We start from the raw sequence: 20,738 nt of genomic DNA, 5'->3' as shown, positions 1-20,738 counted from the left end.
GTTCTCGGTATGAGTGCTTTCGTGCCCGGCCTTGAGCTGAGCCGGCGGTTCTATACCGAGGCGGTCGCGCCCGCGATCGCGGCGTCGTGCTCCGGTCTGCCGTACGCCGCCGCCGTACTGGGCCGGGGCTCGGAGGTGCTGGGGTTCGACGACGAGATGTCGGGCGACCACAACTGGGAGCCACGGGTCGAGCTGTTCCTGCGCAAGGAGGACCGGACCCGGCACGGCGCCGCGCTCGACGAGGTGCTGCGCCGGGACGTCCCCGCCGAGTTCGCGGACCGCGCGACGCAGTTCGCGGTGCACACCGTCCGGGGCTACTTCCTGGAGCAGTTGGACTTCGACGTGGAGAGCGAGATCGCACCGCGGGATTGGTTCACTTTCCCGGAGCAGCACCTGCGGATGCTTACCGCCGGCGCGGTCTTCCACGACCAGGTGGGCCTGCAGGCGGTCCGCGACCGGTTCGCGTACTACCCGCGCGACGTCTGGCTCTACCTCCAGATCGCGGCCTGGTGGCGGGTCCATCCGGAGACCAACCTGGCTGGCCGAACCGGGTCCGTCGGGGACGAGCTCGGGTCGGCGCTGATCGGCGCGCAGCTCGTGCAGGACCTGATGCGGCTGTGCTTCCTGATCGAGCGGCAGTACGCGCCGTACTCGAAGTGGTTCGGTACGGCGTTCGCCCGCCTACCGTGCGCGGACGAGCTGGCGCCGCTGTTCGGCAAGGTGCTGCGGACCGAGTCGTGGCAGCAGCGTGAGGAAGCGTTGATGGCGGCGTACTCGGGTGTGGCCGAGCTGCACAACCGGCGGGAGATCACCGCGCCCGTGACGACCGGGACCGAGCAGCTGTGGAACCGGCCGTTCAAGGTGGTCTGGGGAGACTTCCCGGGGGCGCTGCTGGCCGAGATCAAGGACCCAGAGGTACGGCGGATCGCGGAACGCTGGCCGGTCGGCGGGATCGACCAGGTCCGGAACGTCCTGTGGGCGGCCCGGGACCGCCGCCGCGTGGTGGCGCTGTTCGACTAGCGGTTCCGGTACAGGCTCGTGATCAGGTCGACTGCGGCAGGGGTCGCCGGGTGTGGGTCCTCGCGGTGCCAGATGAGGTGGACGTCGACCGGCGGCGCGTCGCGGACCGGGCGGTAGACAACCCCGTCGCGGCGGTACTGCGTGACGGTCGCCTGCGGGGTCAGGCCGACGTACCGTCCGGCGGCGATCGCGGCGAGCCAGTCGTCGACGTCGTTGGTGTACTCGAACTCCGGCCGGGCGCCTTCCGGCCACAGGTCCGCGGTCGTGCTTCCGGTACGGCGGTCGATCGCCAGCCGCCGATCGCGGAGTTGGTCCAGGGTGAGGGTGCGCTTCTTCGCCAACGGGTCGTCGGTGGCCAGAGCGCAGTACCTCGGTTCAGTCGCGACTGTCGTGTGAGCGAAGCGCCTTAGGTCGACGTGGGACCGGACGATGGCCAGATCGCACAGCCCTTCGGCCAGTCCGCCGGTCGCCGTGTTGGTCCGGACGAGCTGCAGCTCGACGTCGGGGTGCTCGCTCGCCCAGCGCTTCTGGAACTCGGCCGTGTGCCGCCCGACCGCCGACCAGGCATGACCGACCCGCAACCGGGTGTGCCCCGTCGTTGCCTCCCGCACCAACTCGTCCACCTCGGCCAGCACCTGCCGGGCCCGGGCGAGCACCTGGACACCGGCAGTCGTCGGGGTGATCGTCCGGCTGGTCCGATGCAGCAGCCGCACGCCGAGTGCCTGCTCGAGGCCGAGCAGGTTCCGCGAGACCGCGGCCTGCGACACCTTCAACTCGATCGCCGCATCCGTGAACGTCCCCGCGTCCACGATCGCGACCAGGCAGCGCAACTGCCGGAGCTCCACATCCATGACTCCAGCGTATAGATGCGGCCGCTGGTGCATTTTGCCGCGACGGCCGGCGGACCGACTCTCGAAGCATGCGCAAGGATCGGATGAGCGGTGTGGTGATGATGCTCGGCAGCGGGCTGTCGACGCAGGTGGGTGCGTCCGTGGGTGCGTTGGCGTTCCCGGTGATCGGGCCGGTCGGGGTGGTGGCGGTCCGGCAGTGGATCGCCGCTGTCGTGCTGCTCGCGGTCGGGCGGCCGCAGCTGCGCGCGATCTCGGCCCGGCAGTGGCGGCTGGTGATCGGGTTGGCCTTGGTGTTCGCGGTGATGAACCTGTCGCTGTACACCGCGATCGACCGGGTCGGGCTCGGGCTGGCGGTGACGCTGGAGTTCCTGGGTCCGTTGGCGGTCGCGTTGCTCGGCTCCCGGCGGGTGCTCGACTTGCTGTGTGCATTGGCTGTTGCGCCTGCCGTCGTACTGCTGACCCGTCCGCAGGCGACCACGGACTACCTGGGCATCGGGTTCGGACTGCTGGCGGCTGTCTGCTGGGCGTCGTACATCCTGCTGAACCGCCGCATGGGCCGGGAGTTCACCGGCGTAGAGGGCGTTGGGGCTGCCGCTGCGGTGTCCGGGCTGGCGTACGTGCCGGTCGGCATCTGGGCGCTCTGGCACCACCGACCGACGCCGACCACGCTCGCGTACGCCGTCGCCGCCGGCGTGCTGTCGTCCGCCGTACCCTTCCTCGTCGATCTGCTCACGCTGCGGCGGGTGCCGGCGCAGTTCTTCGGGGTCTTCATGAGCGTGAACCCGGTGCTCGCCGCGCTGGTCGGCCTGGTGGTGCTCGACCAGCGCCTCGGCTCGCTCGACTGGCTGGCCATCGGCGTGATCGTGGGCGCCAACGCGGTGGCGTTGTCGGCCGGACGACGCGGGACATCACAGCGCGGTTCCAGTCCACGGGTGCGACGTTCTTCACGGCGTGCCCTGCGCGCCGGTGACCCTGGCGTTCGGGAGGGTTGCGGAGCGAGAGGGAGAGCCGTTCTCCCCGCGGAACAGTAAGGAACGGAATGCGTAAGGTTGCGGCCCTCGCGGCGGTAGTGACATTGAGCGTCGGGACGTTGACGGCGTGCTCGGGCGGCGACTACTGCGGCGAGTTGAAGACCTTCGCCGAGTCGACGAAGGATCTCGACATCAAGAACGCCGATGCGGTCGACAAGATGCTCTCTGAGGCCAAGAAGGTCTCGAAGTCGGCGCCGGACGACCTGAAGGACGACTGGAAGATCGTCATCGACTACGCCGAGAAGGCGAAGGACGCGGACGGCGACACCGGCAAGCTCACCGAGCTGGCCAAGAGCGACGGCGAGAAGATCGCCCCGGCGTTCGAGGCGATCAGCAAGCAGGCCAAGGACACCTGCAAGGTCACCATCGACTCCTGATCGACGGCGTCATGACGGGCCGGGTGCGCAGGCGGCACCCGGCCCGCCGCACGTTCAGGGACCGGATGAGTGCGGAAAGTATCCGTTTCGGATGGTTTGATCACCAGTTGTAGCGTCGGGGCCAGCACCCCCGAGGACCGACCTCCCGACCCCCGAGGATGATGAGAGCTGTGAAGCGCACACTCGCCGTCGCCGCGACGCTGATCGCCGGCACCGCCACCCTGACCGCGTGCACCGAGGAGCAGGCCTACTGCGTCGACCTCGCCGGGTACGCCGCGAACGCGGTGAACGTGGACCCGCAGAACCCGGCCGACTACACCAAGATCCTCGAGGACGCCAAGAAGGTGCAGGCCTCAGCGCCGGCCGACGTGAAGGACGACTGGGGCGTCGTGGTGGCGTTCGCCGAGAAGGCCAAGGCCGCGGGCACGGACCGTGTCGAGCTGGCTCGGCTGAGTCAGCAGACCAGCTCGGTGATGACGGCGTACAAGACGATCAGCACGCACGCCAAGGACTCCTGCAAGGTGGACCTGCCGCAGCTGAGCTGAGCCGCGCTCTGTGAGTGGAACGATCGATTCGCCCGAGTGGCCCGGCTGACGGCCGCTCCTGCGCCGTGACCTGCCCGAACCCGTGTTAGGTTCCCTTGCGAAGCCACACAACGGGACAGGTGAAACGGTGCCACTTCCTTCTTTGACCCCGGAGCAGCGAGCGGCGGCTCTGGACAAGGCCGCGGCGGCGCGGCGTGAACGAGCCGAGATCAAGAACCGGATCCGGCATTCGGGAGCGTCTCCGACGGAGGTGCTCCACGAGGGACAGACCAACGACGTGATCGGCAAGATGCGGGTCAGTGCGCTGCTGCAGTGCATCCCCGGCGTGGGCAAGGTCCGCGCCCAGCAGATCATGGAACGCGCGGGGATCTCGGAGACGCGGCGGGTGCGCGGCCTCGGCTCCAACCAGATCGCCGCCCTCGAACGCGAATTCGCCGAGTGAGCCAGACCGAAACGCTAGCTAGCTCGTTGGACACTGGTGTGAACATGACCACGCACAGGACGGACGAGACGATGGCTCCGCGGCAGGACCCGCCCCGCAGCGCCGGCGGCGGGAGCGCCCGGCTGACCGTGCTGGCGGGTCCGACCGCGGTCGGCAAGGGCACGGTGGCCGCGGACATCCGGGAGCGGTTCCCCGACATCTGGATCTCGGTGTCGGCGACGACCCGCAAGCCGCGGCCGGCCGAGGTGCACGGGGTGCACTACCTGTTCGTCTCCGACGCCGAGTTCGACCGGATGATCGCCGACGGTGAGCTGCTGGAGTGGGCCGTGGTGCACAAGGCGGCCCGGTACGGGACGCCGAAGCAGCCGGTGCTGGACAAGCTCGCCGAAGGCCGCCCGGCGCTGCTCGAGATCGACCTGCAGGGGGCCCGCCAGGTCCGCGAGACGATGCCGGAGGCGCAGTTCGTCTTCCTGGCGCCGCCGAGCTGGGACGAACTGGTCCGGCGGCTGGTCGGCCGCGGCACCGAGACGGCCGAGGAGCGGGAGCGCCGGCTGGAGACCGCGACCCTGGAACTGGCCGCCGAGAAGGAGTTCGACGTGACGATCGTGAACGCCTCGGTTCGGGAGGCGGCCGATCAGTTGGTAAAGTTGATCCGATCACCCTCCGTTCCTGGAAAGAGCTGAACTTTGTCTGGCAACCAGCCCGTCGCGATCGGCATCACCTCCCCGCCGATCGACGACCTGCTCACCCGCACCGACTCCAAGTACAAGCTGGTGCTGTATTCGGCCAAGCGGGCGCGGCAGATCAACGCCTACTACTCCCAGCTCGGCGAGGGCCTGCTGGAGTACGTCGGTCCGCTGGTCGAGACCCACGTCCAGGAGAAGCCGCTGTCGATCGCGATGCGCGAGATCAACGAGGGCGTGCTGACCTGCACCGACATCGACCCCGAGGCCGAGGCGGAAGCCGCCGCCGCGGAGAAGTCCGCGTAACCGACACCCGATGACGACCGGGAACGGGGTCTGCTGATGTCCGGAACCGGTGAAGATCAGACCCCTGGGACCCCCGCGGCCCCAGGGGACTCTGTCGTTCCCGTGAAGCACCGGCCGAACGTGGTGCTCGGGGTCGGTGGCGGCATCGCGGCGTACAAGGTCTGTGATCTGCTCCGGCGGCTGACCGAGTCCGGGCACAGCGTGCGGGTGGTGCCGACCGCTGCCGCACTGGAGTTCGTCGGCGCGGCGACCTGGGCGGCGCTGTCCGGCCAGCCGGTGACCGCGGACCCGTTCGACGACGCGCAGGAGGTTCCGCACGTCCGGATCGGCAAGGCCGCCGAACTCGTCGTGGTCGCCCCGGCCACGGCCAACCTGATCGCCAAGGCCGCGCACGGCCTGGCTGACGACCTGCTCACGAACACGCTGCTGACGGCTCGCTGCCCGATCCTGTTCGCGGCCGCGATGCACACCGAGATGTGGGAGCACCCGGCCACCCAGGCGAACGTCGCCACCCTGCGGGCCCGCGGCATCACTGTGCTCGAGCCCGCGGTCGGCCGCCTGACCGGCGCCGACACCGGTCGCGGCCGGCTGCCGGAGCCGTCCGAGATCTTCGCGATCAGCCAGCTGATGCTCGCGGACGAGGCTGCCCGGGCCGCCGGGCAGGCGGTCGCCGACCTGACCGGCAAGCACGTCCTGATCAGCGCCGGCGGCACCCGCGAGTACCTCGACCCGGTCCGCTACCTCGGCAACTCCTCGTCCGGCAAGCAGGGCTACGCGCTGGCCCGGATCGCGGCCGCCCGCGGCGCGAAGGTGACCCTGGTCGCGGCCAACTCCGAGCTGCCCGACCCGGCCGGCGTCCAGGTCGTCCCGGTGACGAGCGCCCGGGACCTGTACGACGAGATCACCGGCCGCGCGGGTGACGCGGACGCGATCGTGATGGCGGCAGCCCCCGCGGACTTCCGGCCGGCCGACGTCGCCGAGCACAAGATCAAGAAGACCGCCGACGGCGCGGTCCCGGCGGTCAGCCTGGTGCAGAACCCGGACATCCTGCAGACCATCTCGCACGACCGCCGCCGCACCGGCCAGGTGATCGTCGGGTTCGCGGCCGAGACCGGCGACGCCGAGCACGGCGTGCTCGAGCTGGGCCGGGCCAAGCTGGAGCGCAAGGGCTGCGACCTGCTGGTGGTGAACGACGTCTCCGGCGGCAAGGTCTTCGGCAGCGACGTCAACGAGGCAGTCATCCTCGACACCGACGGCAACGCCCTGCCCGTCCCCTCAGGCTCGAAGGACGCCCTGGCCGGCGTCATCTGGAACCTCGTAGCCACCCACTGGCCCTAACCCCACCCACCCGCGCCCCACCACCCGTGCCCGCCCCGCCCACGACCATTTGAGGGGAGAACCTCGCAAGTTGCCCCTTCGCCCCACGAAAGCTCACAGGAGAAGGAGCAACTTCGGGGGAGATCCCCTCAAGCGGGTTGTCCACAGATTGCGGAAGTCGGCGTTGCGGGCGGCGCCTAGCAGCGATGCTCGACGGGTGAACCCACAGCTGAAGGTTGTCGCCGAGCGGCAAGGTGGAGTGTTCGCGCGCCGCCAGGCCATCTCCAGCGGTTACACGCCGGGGCAGATCCGCCGTCGACTCGCCGACGGTCGGTGGGTGCGGATTCGGCATGGGCAGTACTGCGAGAGCCTTGACCTCAGCGCCCTTCCGCCGTGGGAGCAGCAAACGCACGTTCACCGCCGCCTCGTCCATGCCGTGATGAACTCCTGGCGGTCCGGAGCGATCGCCGTGAGCCATCAGTCCGCGCTTGCGTTGCACGGTGCGCCGCTCTGGGGGCGCGAGCTCGGGCAGGTCCATGTCACACGACTGGACGAGCTGGCCGGAGGTCTGCTGGCTGGCGTTCGCCACCATGTCGGCAGGCTGGCGGAGATCGATCTCACCGAGGTCGACGGCCTGATGACGACCACGGTCGCTCGCGCCATCGTCGAATCGGCCTGTACGGCGTCCTTCGAGGCGACTGTCGTCAGCGTCGACGCGGCGCTGCGTGATCACGCGATGGACGAGAACGACGTACGCCGTTTGCTTGGCCTGATCGAGTTCTGGCCGGGCAGTGCCACTGCTCGCGCCGCGGTGAGCTTCGGCGACGCCCGGTCGGAGTCCGTCGGGGAATCGCGCCTGCGCGTCCTCATGCACAACCACGGACTACCGGTGCCCGTCCTGCAGGTCGAGTTCCGCGACTCCGACGGCTTGATAGGCCGAGTCGACTTCTACTTCCCGCAGTACCGAACCGTGGTCGAGTTCGACGGCCGGATCAAGTACGGCGGAGGGTCCCCCGAGGTGCTTGTGCAGGAGAAGATTCGCGAGGACCGGCTACGCGCACTCGGGCTCCAAGTCGTCCGATCCGTCTGGTCTGACTTCGACCGACCCCATCGCCTCGTGGCCGGGATCAGGCAAGCGTTCGACCGCGCGCAGCGCGCCGCGTAGCTCCCCGCCGTCCACCGCATCACCCCGGCCGGTCACCTCGCCCCCCACCCGGCATTTGCGCGGTTCTCCCCGCAAATGGCCCGTTCTCTGCCGGAATTCTGAGGGAGAACGGGCAAAGTGAGGGGATCTCCCCTGAAATGGTTCGGGAGGGAGGCGGTCAGGGGGTGGCCGGTATGGGGGTTAGCTTCGGGGGATGGAGATCAGCTGGCGGTCGGTGGTTGCTCGGCGGGTGCGGCGGCATCATCTGGCCGGTGATCCGGCCGGCTCGGCGGCGGACGCCGTACGGGCTATGTGTGGGGCGCATGCGCAGGTGCTGTCGGCTGGGGAGTTGTCGGTGGCGGTCCGGCTCGACGGGGCGACCCGGGAGACGGTGCAGCAGGCGGACGGGCTGGTGAAGACGTTCGGGCCGCGGGGGACCGTGCACTTGCTGCCGCTGGACGATCTGCGGTTGTGGACGGGTGCACTGTCCGCGCTGCCGCCTGGGACGCCGGTGCCGGAGTACATGCGGCTGACTCCCGAGCAGCGCGCGGAGATCATCGTCGCGATCGGAGACGCGCTGGCCGACGACGACCTGACCGTCGACGAGCTGACAGTGGAAGTCGTACGGCGGACCGGAGCCTGGGCCGGTGATCTCGTGATGCCCGCGTTCCAGACCTACTGGCCGCGCTGGCGTCAGGTGATCCCGGACGCCGCCAACGCCGGTGCCCTCTGCTACGGACCGAATCGTGGGCGGCTGACGACGTACTCGAACCCGCATCGCTTCAAGCCGTTCGAGCCGCTGCCCGGTGACAAGGCGTTCACCGAGCTGCTGCATCGGTACCTGTACTCCTACGGTCCCGCGACGCCGCAGCAGTTCGCCCGCTGGCTCAACACCAGCCCGGCGTTCGTGAAGCCGTACTTCGCCGACCTGCCGCAGGTGGAGCTCGCCGGCGAACCCGCCTGGCACGCGCCGGGCGACGGCGACTTCACGGACGACCCAGTGCGCGGTGTCCGGCTGCTGCCGTACTTCGACGCGTACGGCGTCGGCAGCTTCCCGCGAGAGCTGCTCTTCCCGGGTACGGCGTTCACCCGCGCACTCGCCCGTGGTCAGGCCGGCAACTACCCGCTGCTCCTGGTCGACGGCATCGTCGCCGGTGTCTGGCACCACAAGAAGTCCGGCCGGAAGGTGCACGTCACGGTCGAGTCGCTGATCTCCCTCAGCCGCACCCGGCGCCGGCTGCTCGACACCGAGGTGGACCGGCTGGCTGCGATGCTGGAGTGCACACCTGCACTCACCCTGGGCGACGTGACGGTCGGCCCGCACGCCTGAAACCGTGCCTCGTGTCCAAAATATGATCAGCAATCTCGAATCCTGGATGGATTCGGAGCGTCACCGGGACTCCGGAGGAAACTGCTGGCATACTTCCCAAGATGCATCGCCATCCGCCGGTGCATGGGGGGATCGTGCGGTTGTAGCTGCGGTTCGTGGTCACAGTCGCGCGGCACAAGAGGAATCCGAGGGAGAATTGTGGCGAGCCGCCTGTTCACGTCCGAGTCGGTGACCGAGGGTCACCCGGACAAGATCGCTGACCAGATCAGCGACTCCATCCTCGACGCGCTGCTGGCCGAGGACCCGAAGAGCCGCGTCGCGGTCGAGACCCTGGTCACCACGGGTCTGGTCGTGGTCGCCGGTGAGGTCACCACGTCGGCGTACGTCGACATCCCGGGGATCGTGCGGGCGCGCATCCTCGAGATCGGCTACGACTCCTCGCTCAAGGGGTTCGACGGCGCGTCCTGTGGTGTCACCGTGGCGATCGGCAGTCAGTCCGCGGACATCGCGCAGGGAGTCGACACGGCGTACGAGACGCGCGCGGACGCGTCCCAGGACGCTCTGGACCTGCAGGGGGCGGGGGACCAGGGCCTGATGTTCGGCTACGCGTCGAACGAGACGCCGGAGCTGATGCCGCTGCCGATCACGATCGCGCACCGGCTGTCGGCGCGGCTGTCCGAGGTCCGCAAGGACGGCACCATGGCCTACCTGCGCCCGGACGGCAAGACCCAGGTCACGGTGGAGTACGACGGTGACAAGGCGGTCCGGATCGACACCGTCGTGGTGTCCAGCCAGCACGCGGCCGACATCAGCCTGGACTCGATGCTGACCCCGGACATCAAGAAGCACGTGGTCGACCCGGTGCTCGAGCAGTTCGACATCGACTCGACCGGCTACAAGCTGCTGGTGAACCCGACCGGGCGGTTCGAGATCGGCGGCCCGATGGGCGACGCGGGTCTGACCGGCCGGAAGATCATCATCGACACCTACGGCGGGATGGCCCGGCACGGTGGTGGCGCGTTCTCCGGCAAGGACCCGTCCAAGGTGGACCGGTCGGCGGCGTACGCGATGCGCTGGGTGGCGAAGAACATCGTCGCCGCCGGGCTGGCGGACCGGGTCGAGTGCCAGGTCGCGTACGCGATCGGCAAGGCCGCTCCGGTCGGTTTCTACGTCGACACCTTCGGCACCGAGAAGGTGCCGGTGGCCCAGATCAGCGACGCGGTCCGCGAGGTGTTCGACCTGCGGCCGGCCGCGATCATCCGGGATCTGGACCTGCTCCGGCCGATCTACGCCCAGACCGCGCGCAACGGCCACTTCGGCCGCACCGGCGAGGACTTCACCTGGGAGCGCACCGACCGGGTCGAGGAGCTCAAGGCCGCGATCAACAAGTAGCGCACGTCTGTCCGGCGACCCGGTTGTGGCGGTTGTCCACAGCCGGGTCGCGGCATTCGCACGGACTGTCGCTCCGGCCGTCTAGAGTTTTCCGGTGACATCGAACGGAGACTCCCCGGAGCAGCTGACGCTGCTGCGGGACACCGTTCGCAAGTCCCGGACCAAGGAGCCGGCCGAGATCACCTCGTCGTTGCCGGTGGCCCGGATCGCGGTCGACGTCTCGCTGCCGCACCTGGACCGGCCGTTCGACTACCTCGTGCCCGACGACCTGGCCGAGGCCGCGCAGCCGGGGGCCCGGGTGAAGGTTCGCTTCGCCGGCAAGGACCTGGACGGGTTCGTGCTGGAGCGGCTCGAGTCCTCCGACCACGACGGCAAGCTGGCCCGGATCCGCAAGGTGGTCTCGCCGGAGCAGGTGCTGACGCCGGAGATCGCCGACCTCTGCCGCGCCGTCGCGGATCGGTACGCCGGGGTCTTCGCGGATGTGACCCGCCTGGCCGTCCCGCCGCGGCATGCGAAGGTCGAGGGCGAGCCGCTGCGCTGCAACCAGCCCGCACGGCCGCCGGTGTCCACGTCGCGCTCCGAGTGGTCGCCGTACCCCCCTGGTTTTCTTGATGCGGTGGCCCGGTCGGAGGCGCCGCGGGCGATCTGGACCGCCGTACCGGGGGCTGACTGGGCGCTCGCGTTTGCGCAGGCGGCGGCAGTGTGTGCGGCGTCGGGGCGGGGTGCGTTGCTGCTGGTGCCGGATGCGCGGGATCTTGAGCGGTTGGCCACGGCCTGTACGGCGGTGCTCGGCGAGACCGGATTCGTCACTTTGTCGGCGGATCTCGGGCCGACGGCTCGGTACCGGGCGTTCCTCGCGACTTTGCGGGGATGCGCGCGGGTGGTGATCGGGACACGGGCGGCCGCGTTCGCGCCGGTGGCGAATCTCGGGCTGGTCGCGCTGTGGGACGACGGCGACGACTCGTACGCCGAGCCGCGCGCGCCGTACCCGCATGCCCGGGAAGTGCTGCTGCTGCGGGCTTATCGGCAGCAGTGTGCCGCGTTGCTCGGTGGGTTCGCGCGGTCGGCCGAGGCGGCGGCGCTGCTGGAGTCCGGGTTCGCGGCGGAGCTGATCGCTGACCGGCAGACGATCCGGGCTGCCGCTCCCGCGGTGCACATCGCGGGGGAGTCCGACACCGATCTCGCCCGTGATCCGGGGGCTCGCGCGGCGCGGTTGCCGCACCGGGCGTTCGAGATCGCGCGGGAGGGGCTGCGGTCCGGGCCGGTGCTGGTCCAGGTGCCGCGGGCGGGGTATCTGCCGAGCCTGGTGTGCCAGACCTGCCGGGCTCCTTCGCGGTGTACGACGTGTGGCGGGACCTTGCGCCGTACTGGCGGATCGGGTCCGGCGAGTTGCAGCGTGTGCGGCCGGCCGGCGACCGATCACCGGTGCCCGGAGTGCGGTGACACCCGGATGCGCGCTGCTGTTGTCGGCGCTCGTCGTACGGCGGAGGAGTTGGGCCGGGCGTTTCCCGGATTGGTCGTGCGTACGTCGGGTGGCGACAACGTGCTCGATGTCGTACCGGACAAGCCGGCCTTGATCGTGAGCACACCGGGAGCCGAGCCAGTCGCGGAAGGCGGGTACAGCGCGGCGTTGCTGCTGGACACCTGGCTGATGCTGGCTCGACCGGATCTGCGGGCGCCGGAGGAGGCCGTGCGGCGGTGGTTCAACGCGGCGGCGTTGGTGCGGCACAGCGGGACGGTCATCTTGGTGGGTGAGCCGTCTGCGTTGCCGTTGCAGGCGGTGGTGCGGTGGAGTCCGGAGGGGTTTGCGGCTCGGGAAGTGGAGGAGCGGCGGGCTGCCCGGCTGGCGCCGGCGGCGAAGCTGGCGGAGCTCACCGGCCCGTCCGAGGCGGTGAACGATCTCATCGGGCGGCTTCGAGAGTTGCTTCCGGCAACTGCTGGTCTCGAGGTGCTCGGGCCGGTGGATGTTGACGACGAGACGGTCCGGGCGGTTGTTCGCACGCCGCGGGCGGCGGGGTCGGCGCTCGCTCGTGCCTTGAAGGAAGCTCAGTCTGCGCGCACGACGAAGAAGAACCCGGGTTCGGTGCGGGTCCAGGTCGATCCACCAAGCTTCGGCTAGGTCGGGTCGAGCCCCGGCTGAGGGACTAAGCGGTAGACGCCAGAGGCGTGGCTGCGGTCAGCAGTTGAGTGCCGAGTGAGGTGCGGTGGTAGAGGACGGTGCGGCCGTCGCGGCGGGAGTCGACCAGGCCGGCGCTGCGCAGGATGCTCAGGTGCACGCTGAGCGTCGGGGCCGACACCCCGAGTTGGTGGGCCAGGTGCGTGGTCGACATCGGCAGGTCGAGGTGGCTGACGATCGCCGCGCGCGTCCGGCCGACCAGGTCCGCGAGCGGTGAGTCGGTGGTGTCCTGCCGGTCCTCCCAGAGCCGTCCGAGGCCGCGAGGCGGGTAGGTGATCGTCGGCACGTACGGCGCCGCGGTCACCGACAGGCCGGCCGGCCAGCTGAACACGCTCGGCACCAGCAGCACGCCCTGCCCGGCCATCGGCTCGCCGTCACAGGCGAACGGCCGGTCGATCTCGATCCGGCTGACACGGAAACAGATCGACGGATGCAGGTTGCGGAACAGCCGCTCGATCCCGCCGGCCGCCAACTCGTCCAGCCGGAACGCCAGGTCCTCCTGCAGCAGCGACCGCATCCGCCGCCAGTCCGGCTCGATCGCCCGCCGCCAGTAGCTCTCCAGCGACGACGTGATCAGGTCGATGGCCTTGGCCGGGTGGGCGATCAGGTCGGGCAGCAGCGGGTGCGGAGTCTCATGGTGCAGCTTGGCGATCTCGTCGGTGACCAGGTGGTGCGGGGTGGCGGCGATCGCGGCCAGGCCGGACTCCAGGCTGGTGGTTCGGCGCGGCGGCGCCGGCGTGATGAAGTCCGGGATGTAGCCGACCGGTGGAATGAGGGCCTTCAGCAACGTCAGGTCCGGTCCCTCGATGATCGGGCAGACCTTCTGCATCCACGGGCCGTGCACGCTGCGCGCCGGATGGTTGCTCAGCGCCCGCACGCTGGTGACGGCCTCCCAGACCGGCGACAGCGCGAACCGGATCCGACCCACGTCCTCGGCGTTCAACCTGATCGTGATCACCTCACCAGCCTAGCCGATTAGTCCTGGGACTAATCGTCGACAGTTCACCGGACAGCCTTCAGAGTTGTCGTCATGAGTGCAATCGCCGCTGTCGACACGCCTGCTCGCGCGCTGCCGCGGGCGTTCTGGGCGCTCTGGGTCTGCCAGTTGGTCAACCGGCTCGGCAGCTTCGTCCAACCGTTCCTCGTCCTCTACCTGACCCAGGACCGTCATCTCTCGGCCGGTACGGCGGGCGCCGTGGCAGCCGCGGTCGGCGCCGGCTCGGTGTTGTCGCAGCTCGTCGGCGGCTGGCTGGCCGACCGGGTCGGCCGCCGGGTCACCATGCTGGCGTGCTTCTTCGGGACTGCGGCCGCGCTCATCCTGCTGGGGTCGGCCCGGTCGATGGCGATGATCTGGGCGGCCGCGTTCGTGGTCGGCCTGCTCGGTGACCTGTTCCGCCCGGCCGTCCAGGCGACGGTGGCCGACCTGCTCCAGCCGGGCGAGCGGGTTCGCGCGTACGGGCTGCTGTTCTGGGCGATCAACCTCGGCTTCTCCGTCTCGACGGTGAGCGCGGGCGTGCTGGCTTCGATCGGCTACGGCCTGCTCTTCTGGCTGAACGCCGGTACGTCGGTGATCGCCGGCCTCGTGATCTGGATGATGGTCCCGGAGACGCGCCCAGCCCTGGATGAGGGCACGTCCCGCCGCCCGCTGCTGCCGGTGGCACTCCGGGACACCGTGTTCCTGCTGATGGTGCTGCTCCAGATCGGCTACGCCACCATCTACTTCCAGGGGTACTCGACCCTGCCGCTGGCGATGGCGGACGACGGTCTGCCGTCCTCGACGTACGGGCTGGTGATCGCGCTCAACGGCGTGGTGATCGTGCTGGTGCAGCCATTCCTCGGCAAGTGGCTCGCGAAGTTCGATCGGCCCAAGCTGCTCGCCGCGTCGATGCTGGTCGTCGGTCTCGGCTTCGGGCTCGGCGCGGTCGTGCACGACTGGTGGGGCTACGGGCTGTCGGTCGTGGTGTGGACGATTGGCGAGATCGGGTTCGCCGCGGTGATCGGCGCGGTGTTCGCCGACCTCGCTCCGGTCGACCTGCGCGGTGGGTATATGGGCATGTCCGGGATGGCGTTCGGTGTCGGCGCGGTGGTCGGGCCCCTGGCCGGCGCCAACGCACTGGAATCCTTCGGCCCAACCGCCACCTGGCTCGGCTGTGCGCTGCTGGGCGTGCTGATCTTCATCGGTCAGTTCACCCTGGCCCCGGCCCTGCACACCCGAGCCGCCGCGAACGCAGCCTCCGCGTAAGGTGACCGGCCGCGGCGTTCGCATAGGGTTGCGGGTATGACGGAGCGGACGATCGACGTGGTGGTGTTCGACATCGGTGGGGTGCTGCTGGACTGGAACCCGGACTACCTGTACGCCGACCTGATCCCGGACGAGCAGCAGCGGAACTGGTTCTTGACCGAGGTGACGACGCGGGAGTGGAACCAGAAGCAGGACGCCGGCCGGCCGTGGGAGGAGGCGGTCGCCGAGCTGACCGCGCTGCACCCCCAGCACACCGAGTGGATCGAGGCGTACGACACCGGCTGGCTGCAGATGGTCAAGGGTCTGTTCGAGGACACCGTCGAGCTCGTCACCGAACTCCGCGAGCTGGGCATCCCGAACTACGCGCTGACCAACTTCTCCGCCGAGAAGTGGGAGATCGCCAAGGAGACGTTCCCGGTCCTGACCGGCTTCGACGGCGAGGTGGTGTCCGGCGTCGAGCAGACCGTGAAGCCGGACGAGAAGATCTACCGGATCCTGCTGGAGCGGTTCGGCCTGGACGCCACGCGCACCTTCTACACCGACGACGTGCAATACAACGTGGACGGCGCCCGCGCAGTCGGCCTCGACGCCGAACTGTTCACCGGCGCCGCAACGCTTCGGGAGCAGTTGTTCGCGCGGGGGCTGCCGCTCAGGTAGCCGGCGCGGAGAAGGTTTCGGTGTACGACGGGGTCGTCGCCAGTTGGGCGGCCTCGACGTACACGGTGTCGTCCTGGCAGGTCAGCGGAGTCAGCGCGGTGCCGGGTTTGCCGGTGTAGCTGCGCTGTGGTTGCGGGAGTCCGGGGCGCCAGCGGTTGATCTGGTAGGCCTCGTTGCCGTCGGCTACGGTTCTGGTCTCCCAGAAGATCCAGTGGCCGCAGGCGATGATCGTGTCGGTGACGATCACGCCGAGCGCCCGAGCGGGGGAGTCGGCGGACTCACGGACGTACGCCTTGCTCTGGTACTGATCCGGGTCGGAGGCCGCCACCTCGGACCAGACCGTCGCACCACTCAACGAGGCGCCGCTCCACTGCAGGCAGTTGGTTGCCGCAGGCACCGGACGGGCGGCGCCGCCGGACAGCGACGCGACCAGGATGCGCTTGCAGCGGCGACTGGTCTCCGGCGCGGCGACCTCGCTGAACGTCACCGTGTCGGCCGAGACCACCGGATCCGCGACGTACCCGGGAGCCGCAACGCAGCCGACGATGCGTGACTCCAGGGTCGCGAGGTCGGCGACGATCAGGCAGGACCGGTTCTTTGCGTCGGTCGAGCTGTAGGCGAAGGTGCCGCCGTACGCGCCGATCTCCGGTTCGGAGACCTGGGGGAGGCGGCCGAGGCCGGCCGGGCGTCCGGTGGTCAGGTCGTAGCGGAAGATCTTGATCTCGGGGTTCGGGCCGTCCGAGCGGATGTCCTCGATCAGCGCCCAGCGGTCGTCGATCACGACCGGCGACTGGGCGACGAACCCGGACGCCGGGACGTGCCGGACGACGACCTTCTTGGTGGTCCGGTCTGTCACGGTCGTGATGCCGGCCTCGTCGCTTCCGCGGGTGACGACGTACTTGCGCTGCTGGGTGACCAGGTGCAGCCCGTTCACCGGTTGGCGCAGCACCTTCGTCCACTTCGGCGGACTGTTGTCCATCGACCGAGTTGGGGTCTCGCTGGGACTGGCCGGCGTGCTCGATGGGCTGCTCGTGCTCTCCGGCTTGGACGAGCAGCCCGCGGCGAGCAGGACGACGGCGAGGAGTACCAGTGGCGTACGGCGCATCGAGTCAGAGGCCGATGTTCTGGAAGGAGTTGGCCAGGGTCGCGTTGAACAGCGCGGTCGCCGGGATGTTCTTCGGGCCGTCGGTCACGTTGCCCCGGCTGTTGAACCGGCGCTCGTTGAACACCTCGAAGATCGCGATCGTGCCCTTCGCCTTGTCGTAGCCGCGGCCCACTTGGTAGTGGCCGCTGTGGTTGAACGCCAGGTACGGGAAGTAGCGCTTCAGCAGTTGGGTGTGCTCGATGATCGGCGCCGGCTGCCCGTCGCCGAGGTGGTTCTGGTGCACGGTGAAGAACTTCTGCGCGTTCCAGTGGCCGACGCTCTGCACGATGTAGGTGCCGGCCGCGAGGTCCCAGTTCGTCTTCAGGTTGGTCTGCTTGACCATCGCGGTGATCGCCGTACCGGAGGACGTGGTGCCGAGGTCTTTGGCCCAGGACGCCTGGGTGTCGCGCTGCTGGTCGTCGGCCCAGTCGATCGACTGGAACGTCGCCGGACCGCACCAGTACCCCTTCTCCTGCGAGGTCTGGAAGCCCTTCATGACGTACGACGAACCCGGCAGCTTCACCGCCTCCGCGCGGGTCCTGGTGTCAGCGGTCGCACCTGTCGCGTCGAGCAGCCGCAAGGCGCGAGCCTTGTCGCGTCCGTCCCAGGCGGCCCGCATCTCGTCGAGCTCGGCGTTCACCCGGACGCTCTTCGTCATCGCCGCCCGATCGGCCACGAACGCCTGGGGCGTGAGATCACCCGTGGGGATGTCCTCCTCGACCCCGACCTCCCCGTCGGCGCGAACGCTTGGCGGCGCCAGCATCTCCTGCACCTGAGCCCCGCTCGGCACCTGGTCCACGAAGCCGAGCCCCAGGCAGTAGTTCTCCTCCTCGAGCTTGAAGCACCGCAGGATCGACGACGCCTGCGCCGAGCTGTCGGCGGACCGCAGCTCGAGGTCGTCGGGCGAGGTCTCGGTGACCTGCTCCACCAGGTCGCTCCAGGAGCGCGCGGCGGGGTTTGACGCCGGCGTGGAAGGTTCACTCGGCGCAGAGGCGAAGGCTGTGAGGGGTGCCTGGGTCAGCAGTGCACCCAGGATGATCAGAGTTGCCCCCCGTGCTGCTGTGGGCATTGGGTCTCCCGTTGGGCGTGTGACGATTGTGACTGTAGGTACGCCTGAGACCACAGTACGTGCTTGTGGCAACAATGGGGAGAGGGCCTCCCGTCCAGACCCACCGGCCGAGCGCACTAGAATTGCCGGGTCCCGGTCCGTGGAACGCTGTGGAGAGTCTGTTGTCGGTCACACCCATCCGCCTGTTCGGCGACCCTGTCCTGACCACCAAGGCGGAGCCGGTGGTCGACTTCGACGCCGAGCTGCGCCGTCTGGTCCAGGACCTGACCGACACGATGGTGGCAGCCCCCGGCTCGGGTCTGGCTGCCCCGCAGCTCGGTGTCGGGCTGCGCGTGTTCACCTGGAACATCGACGGTGAGCTCGGGCACCTGGTCAACCCGCAGCTGACACTGTCCGAGGAGGAGCAGTTCGGCCCGGAGGGCTGCCTGTCCATCCCCGGCCTCACCTTCGACTGCCGCCGCGCGCTGTCGGTGATCGCCAAGGGCTTCAACATGTACGGCGACCCGGTGGTGATCGAGGGGTCGGAGCTGCTCGCCCGCTGCATCCAGCACGAGACCGACCACCTGGACGGCGTGCTGTTCATCGACCGGCTCGACACCGACACCCGCAAGCAGGCGATGAAGGCGATCCGCGAAGCGGACTGGTCCGGCCTCGGCGGGATGCCGACGGTCAAGGTCTCACCGCACGGAGCAACGGGGTTCGGCCTGTGAGAGTCGTCTTCGCCGGGACCCCGGAGCCCGCCGTCACCGCGCTGCGGGCGATCGTTGCCAGCCGCCACGAAGTGGTTGCCGTCGTCACCCGTCCGGACGCGCCCGCCGGCCGCGGCCGGAAGTTGGTTGCCTCGCCGGTCGCCCAGCTCGCCGAGGAGCTCGGCATCGAGGTGCTCAAGCCGGTCAAGCCGAGCGCCCCGGAGTTCCTGGCCCGCCTGACCGAGATCGCCCCGGACTGCTGCCCGGTCGTCGCGTACGGCGGCCTGTTGCCGCAGGCGGCCCTGGACATCCCCGAGCACGGCTGGATCAACCTGCACTTCTCGGTGCTGCCGGCCTGGCGGGGTGCCGCGCCGGTGCAGCACTCGATCATCTCCGGGGACGACGTGACCGGGGCCAGCACGTTCCGGATCGTGAAGGCGCTGGACGCTGGCCCGGTGTACGGCGTACTGACCGAGCCGATCGGTCCCGAGGACACGTCCGGCGATCTGCTCACCCGGCTGGCGGTGTCCGGGGCGAAGCTGCTGGTCGACACGCTGGACGGGATCGAGGCCGGCGTACTCGAGGCTCGGGCGCAGCCGGTGGATGGTGTCACGCTGGCGCCGAAGATCACGGTCGACGATGCCGCGCTGGATCTGAGCGCGCCGGCGCAGCGGGTCGATCGGCTGGTGCGCGGCTGCAACCCGGCGCCGGGGGCGTGGACGACGTTCCGAGGCGAGCGGCTGAAGGTGCTCGCCGTACGGCTGACCGACGAGGAGCTGAAGCCCGGTGAGCTGCAGGCGACCAAGTCGAGCGTGAAGGCCGGTACCGGGAGCAAGGCGGTCGAGCTGGTGACGGTTCAGCCGCAGGGCAAGAAGCCGATGGCCGCGGCCGACTGGGCCCGGGGTGTCCGCCTCACCGACGAGGACCGGTTGGGACCGTCCGCGTGAGTGATCGGTCACCTCGTAATCGGGCACCGCAGCGACGTCCGGATCGGGTACGCCGGGTCGCGTACCAGGTGATCCGGCAGGTCACCGCCGAGGGCGGCTACGCGAATCTCGCGCTCAACAAGGCGCTCCGGGAACAACGCCTCGGCGGTCGCGACGCGGCGTTCTGCACCGAGCTCGTGCACGGCACCCTCCGCTGGCAAGGCACGTACGACGCCTTCCTCGCCCGCAGCGTGTCGCGCCCCCTCGCCGACCTCGACCCCGAACTCCTCGACCTCCTCCGCCTGGGCACCCACCAGCTGCTCCGGATGCGCGTCGACTCCTACGCCGCCGTCAGCGAGATGGTCACCCTCACCCGCACCGAAATCGGCCAAAAACGCAGCGGCCTGGTCAACGCCGTCCTCCGCAAAATCAGCCAACGCACCCTGAACCAATGGGTGGACGCCGTAGCCCCACCCGCAGAAGAAGACCGCTTCGGCCATCTGGCAATCGCCAAGGCCCACCCGCGCTGGGTGATCGAGGCGTTCGCCGAGGTGCTGGACCGGGATCTGGAAGCGCTTCTCGACGCTGATAACGAGCCGCCTCGGGTGACGCTGGTGGCTCGGCCGGGGGTTGCTGAGGTGGATGAGTTGGTTGAGGCGGGGGCCGGCCGGGCTCGGTGGTCGCCGTATGCGGCTGTGCTGCACAGCGGCGGGGATCCGGGGCGGATTGAGGCTGTGGCTACCGGGCGGGCCGGTGTTCAGGATGAGGGGTCGCAGCTGGTGGCGACCGCGTTGGCGACGGCGGCGGTCGACGGCTCGGACAGCAAATGGCTCGACCTCTGCGCTGGTCCTGGCGGGAAGTCGGCGTTGCTTGCGGCGCTGGTCAATCAGCGGGACGGTCGGCTGACGGCGGTTGAGCCGCTCAAGCATCGGGCTGAGCTGGTGCGCGCCAACCTCCGGGCGATCCCCGGTGAGCACAAGGTTCTGGTCGGCGACGGGACCAAGCCGACCTGGCCGGCGGCGTCGTACGACCGGGTGCTGGCCGACGTGCCGTGCAGCGGTCTCGGTGCGCTCCGCCGTCGCCCGGAAGCCCGCTGGCGCCGTACGCCGGAAGACGTCATCGAGCTCCGGCCACTCCAGGAGGACCTCCTGGACTCGGCGATCACCTCGGTCCGCCCGGGCGGCGTGGTGGCCTACGTCACCTGTTCACCGCACCCCGACGAGACCCGCGCCGTCGTCGACGCCGTACTCAAGCGACGCGACGACGCCACCCTCGAGGACGCTCGTGACCTGTTCCCCGGCGTGCCCGACCTCGGCGACGGGCCGGACGTGCAGCTGTGGCCGCACCTGCACGGGACGGATGCGATGTATCTCGCACTGATCAGGCGGACCACCTGA

Annotated in this window: 21 protein-coding genes; 17 read left to right on the top strand and 4 right to left on the bottom strand. The window is 69.6% G+C overall.

Features of this window, described 5'->3' with window-relative positions:
• The first annotated feature begins 9 nt into the window (after positions 1–9).
• On the top strand, positions 10–1,020 hold the full coding sequence (locus tag ACIBL3_RS18345; protein ID WP_396354585.1) for a DUF4037 domain-containing protein: 1,011 nt from the start codon (positions 10–12) through the stop codon (positions 1,018–1,020).
• On the opposite strand, the gene ACIBL3_RS18340 is transcribed toward ACIBL3_RS18345, so the two are convergent.
• The gene (locus ACIBL3_RS18340; protein ID WP_396354584.1) at positions 1,017–1,871 is read right to left on the bottom strand and encodes a LysR family transcriptional regulator; all 855 of its coding nucleotides are present in this window, start codon (positions 1,869–1,871) and stop codon (positions 1,017–1,019) included. The genes ACIBL3_RS18345 and ACIBL3_RS18340 overlap by 4 nt on opposite strands.
• A gap of 68 nt (positions 1,872–1,939) precedes the next feature.
• On the opposite strand from ACIBL3_RS18340, the gene ACIBL3_RS18335 reads away from it, so the two are divergent.
• The 11 genes from ACIBL3_RS18335 to ACIBL3_RS18285 all read left to right on the top strand — a co-directional run bounded on the left by ACIBL3_RS18335 (position 1,940) and on the right by ACIBL3_RS18285 (position 12,557).
• Positions 1,940–2,902 carry an EamA family transporter gene (locus ACIBL3_RS18335; protein WP_396354583.1) on the top strand — a complete coding sequence of 321 codons (963 nt, stop codon included), beginning with the start codon at positions 1,940–1,942 and terminating at the stop codon, positions 2,900–2,902.
• An 8-nt stretch (positions 2,903–2,910) separates the two neighbouring features.
• A complete protein-coding gene (locus ACIBL3_RS18330) occupies positions 2,911–3,279 on the top strand; it encodes a hypothetical protein (RefSeq protein WP_396354582.1) in 369 nt (122 codons plus the stop codon).
• Between the two features lie 170 nt (positions 3,280–3,449).
• Positions 3,450–3,824, top strand: a complete 375-nt coding sequence (locus tag ACIBL3_RS18325) for a hypothetical protein (RefSeq protein ID WP_396354581.1) — start codon at positions 3,450–3,452, stop codon at positions 3,822–3,824.
• A gap of 127 nt (positions 3,825–3,951) precedes the next feature.
• Positions 3,952–4,266 carry an integration host factor, actinobacterial type gene (gene mihF, locus ACIBL3_RS18320; protein WP_132320042.1) on the top strand — a complete coding sequence of 105 codons (315 nt, stop codon included), beginning with the start codon at positions 3,952–3,954 and terminating at the stop codon, positions 4,264–4,266.
• A gap of 71 nt (positions 4,267–4,337) precedes the next feature.
• The gene (gene gmk / locus ACIBL3_RS18315; RefSeq protein WP_396354866.1) at positions 4,338–4,949 is read left to right on the top strand and encodes a guanylate kinase; all 612 of its coding nucleotides are present in this window, start codon (positions 4,338–4,340) and stop codon (positions 4,947–4,949) included.
• 3 nt (positions 4,950–4,952) lie between these two features.
• On the top strand, positions 4,953–5,255 hold the full coding sequence (gene rpoZ, locus ACIBL3_RS18310; RefSeq protein ID WP_360530471.1) for a DNA-directed RNA polymerase subunit omega: 303 nt from the start codon (positions 4,953–4,955) through the stop codon (positions 5,253–5,255).
• A gap of 120 nt (positions 5,256–5,375) precedes the next feature.
• Positions 5,376–6,593, top strand: coding sequence for a bifunctional phosphopantothenoylcysteine decarboxylase/phosphopantothenate--cysteine ligase CoaBC (gene coaBC / locus ACIBL3_RS18305; protein ID WP_396354865.1), 1,218 nt, complete (start codon positions 5,376–5,378; stop codon positions 6,591–6,593).
• A 196-nt stretch (positions 6,594–6,789) separates the two neighbouring features.
• On the top strand, positions 6,790–7,737 hold the full coding sequence (locus ACIBL3_RS18300) for a type IV toxin-antitoxin system AbiEi family antitoxin domain-containing protein (RefSeq protein WP_396354580.1): 948 nt from the start codon (positions 6,790–6,792) through the stop codon (positions 7,735–7,737).
• 193 nt (positions 7,738–7,930) lie between these two features.
• Positions 7,931–9,046 carry a winged helix DNA-binding domain-containing protein gene (locus ACIBL3_RS18295; protein WP_396354579.1) on the top strand — a complete coding sequence of 372 codons (1,116 nt, stop codon included), beginning with the start codon at positions 7,931–7,933 and terminating at the stop codon, positions 9,044–9,046.
• Between the two features lie 198 nt (positions 9,047–9,244).
• Positions 9,245–10,438, top strand: a complete 1,194-nt coding sequence (metK, locus tag ACIBL3_RS18290; protein ID WP_360530479.1) for a methionine adenosyltransferase — start codon at positions 9,245–9,247, stop codon at positions 10,436–10,438.
• A 94-nt stretch (positions 10,439–10,532) separates the two neighbouring features.
• A complete protein-coding gene (locus ACIBL3_RS18285) occupies positions 10,533–12,557 on the top strand; it encodes a primosomal protein N' (protein ID WP_396354578.1) in 2,025 nt (674 codons plus the stop codon).
• A gap of 25 nt (positions 12,558–12,582) precedes the next feature.
• On the opposite strand, the gene ACIBL3_RS18280 is transcribed toward ACIBL3_RS18285, so the two are convergent.
• Positions 12,583–13,572 (bottom strand): helix-turn-helix domain-containing protein, encoded by a 990-nt coding sequence (locus tag ACIBL3_RS18280; RefSeq protein WP_396354577.1) that lies wholly within the window; start codon positions 13,570–13,572, stop codon positions 12,583–12,585.
• 72 nt (positions 13,573–13,644) lie between these two features.
• On the opposite strand from ACIBL3_RS18280, the gene ACIBL3_RS18275 reads away from it, so the two are divergent.
• Entirely contained in the window at positions 13,645–14,856 is a 1,212-nt protein-coding gene (locus ACIBL3_RS18275) for an MDR family MFS transporter (RefSeq protein ID WP_396354576.1), read from the top strand.
• Positions 14,857–14,892: 36 nt separating this feature from the next.
• Complete coding sequence (locus ACIBL3_RS18270; RefSeq protein ID WP_396354575.1) at positions 14,893–15,513, top strand: HAD family hydrolase; 621 nt, start codon at positions 14,893–14,895, stop codon at positions 15,511–15,513.
• On the opposite strand, the gene ACIBL3_RS18265 is transcribed toward ACIBL3_RS18270, so the two are convergent.
• Together ACIBL3_RS18265 and ACIBL3_RS18260 are read right to left on the bottom strand one after the other, a co-directional pair.
• The gene (locus tag ACIBL3_RS18265) at positions 15,506–16,618 is read right to left on the bottom strand and encodes a hypothetical protein (RefSeq protein WP_396354574.1); all 1,113 of its coding nucleotides are present in this window, start codon (positions 16,616–16,618) and stop codon (positions 15,506–15,508) included. The genes ACIBL3_RS18270 and ACIBL3_RS18265 overlap by 8 nt on opposite strands.
• Before the next feature lie 4 nt (positions 16,619–16,622).
• Positions 16,623–17,585: a C39 family peptidase gene (locus ACIBL3_RS18260; RefSeq protein WP_396354573.1), complete on the bottom strand. Its 963-nt coding sequence runs from the start codon at positions 17,583–17,585 to the stop codon at positions 16,623–16,625.
• A 302-nt stretch (positions 17,586–17,887) separates the two neighbouring features.
• Between ACIBL3_RS18260 and def the strand changes: the two genes are divergently transcribed.
• From def to ACIBL3_RS18245, 3 genes are read left to right on the top strand one after another with little or no spacing between them, the layout of a single operon-like run.
• Entirely contained in the window at positions 17,888–18,436 is a 549-nt protein-coding gene (def, locus tag ACIBL3_RS18255) for a peptide deformylase (protein WP_396354572.1), read from the top strand.
• On the top strand, positions 18,433–19,362 hold the full coding sequence (gene fmt / locus ACIBL3_RS18250) for a methionyl-tRNA formyltransferase (RefSeq protein ID WP_396354571.1): 930 nt from the start codon (positions 18,433–18,435) through the stop codon (positions 19,360–19,362). The genes def and fmt overlap by 4 nt, the downstream gene beginning before the upstream one ends.
• The gene (locus tag ACIBL3_RS18245) at positions 19,359–20,738 is read left to right on the top strand and encodes an RsmB/NOP family class I SAM-dependent RNA methyltransferase (RefSeq protein WP_396354570.1); all 1,380 of its coding nucleotides are present in this window, start codon (positions 19,359–19,361) and stop codon (positions 20,736–20,738) included. The genes fmt and ACIBL3_RS18245 overlap by 4 nt, the downstream gene beginning before the upstream one ends.

The sequence above is a fragment of the Kribbella sp. NPDC050124 genome (assembly GCF_044460355.1).
GTDB lineage: Bacteria > Actinomycetota > Actinomycetes > Propionibacteriales > Kribbellaceae > Kribbella.
This window is presented reverse-complemented; position numbering and strand designations above follow the sequence as displayed.

What these genes read in the sequence shown, in the direction of transcription:
- ACIBL3_RS18275 (WP_396354576.1), top strand. Translation starts at nt 13,645, where the DNA reads ATGAGTGCAATCGCCGCTGTCGACACGCCTGCTCGCGCGCTGCCGCGG.
- gmk (WP_396354866.1), top strand. Translation starts at nt 4,338, where the DNA reads ATGGCTCCGCGGCAGGACCCGCCCCGCAGCGCCGGCGGCGGGAGCGCC.
- ACIBL3_RS18335 (WP_396354583.1), top strand. Translation starts at nt 1,940, where the DNA reads ATGCGCAAGGATCGGATGAGCGGTGTGGTGATGATGCTCGGCAGCGGG.
- ACIBL3_RS18330 (WP_396354582.1), top strand. Translation starts at nt 2,911, where the DNA reads ATGCGTAAGGTTGCGGCCCTCGCGGCGGTAGTGACATTGAGCGTCGGG.
- ACIBL3_RS18340 (WP_396354584.1), bottom strand. Translation starts at nt 1,871, where the DNA reads ATGGATGTGGAGCTCCGGCAGTTGCGCTGCCTGGTCGCGATCGTGGAC.
- ACIBL3_RS18295 (WP_396354579.1), top strand. Translation starts at nt 7,931, where the DNA reads ATGGAGATCAGCTGGCGGTCGGTGGTTGCTCGGCGGGTGCGGCGGCAT.
- ACIBL3_RS18265 (WP_396354574.1), bottom strand. Translation starts at nt 16,618, where the DNA reads ATGCGCCGTACGCCACTGGTACTCCTCGCCGTCGTCCTGCTCGCCGCG.
- ACIBL3_RS18270 (WP_396354575.1), top strand. Translation starts at nt 14,893, where the DNA reads ATGACGGAGCGGACGATCGACGTGGTGGTGTTCGACATCGGTGGGGTG.
- ACIBL3_RS18345 (WP_396354585.1), top strand. Translation starts at nt 10, where the DNA reads ATGAGTGCTTTCGTGCCCGGCCTTGAGCTGAGCCGGCGGTTCTATACC.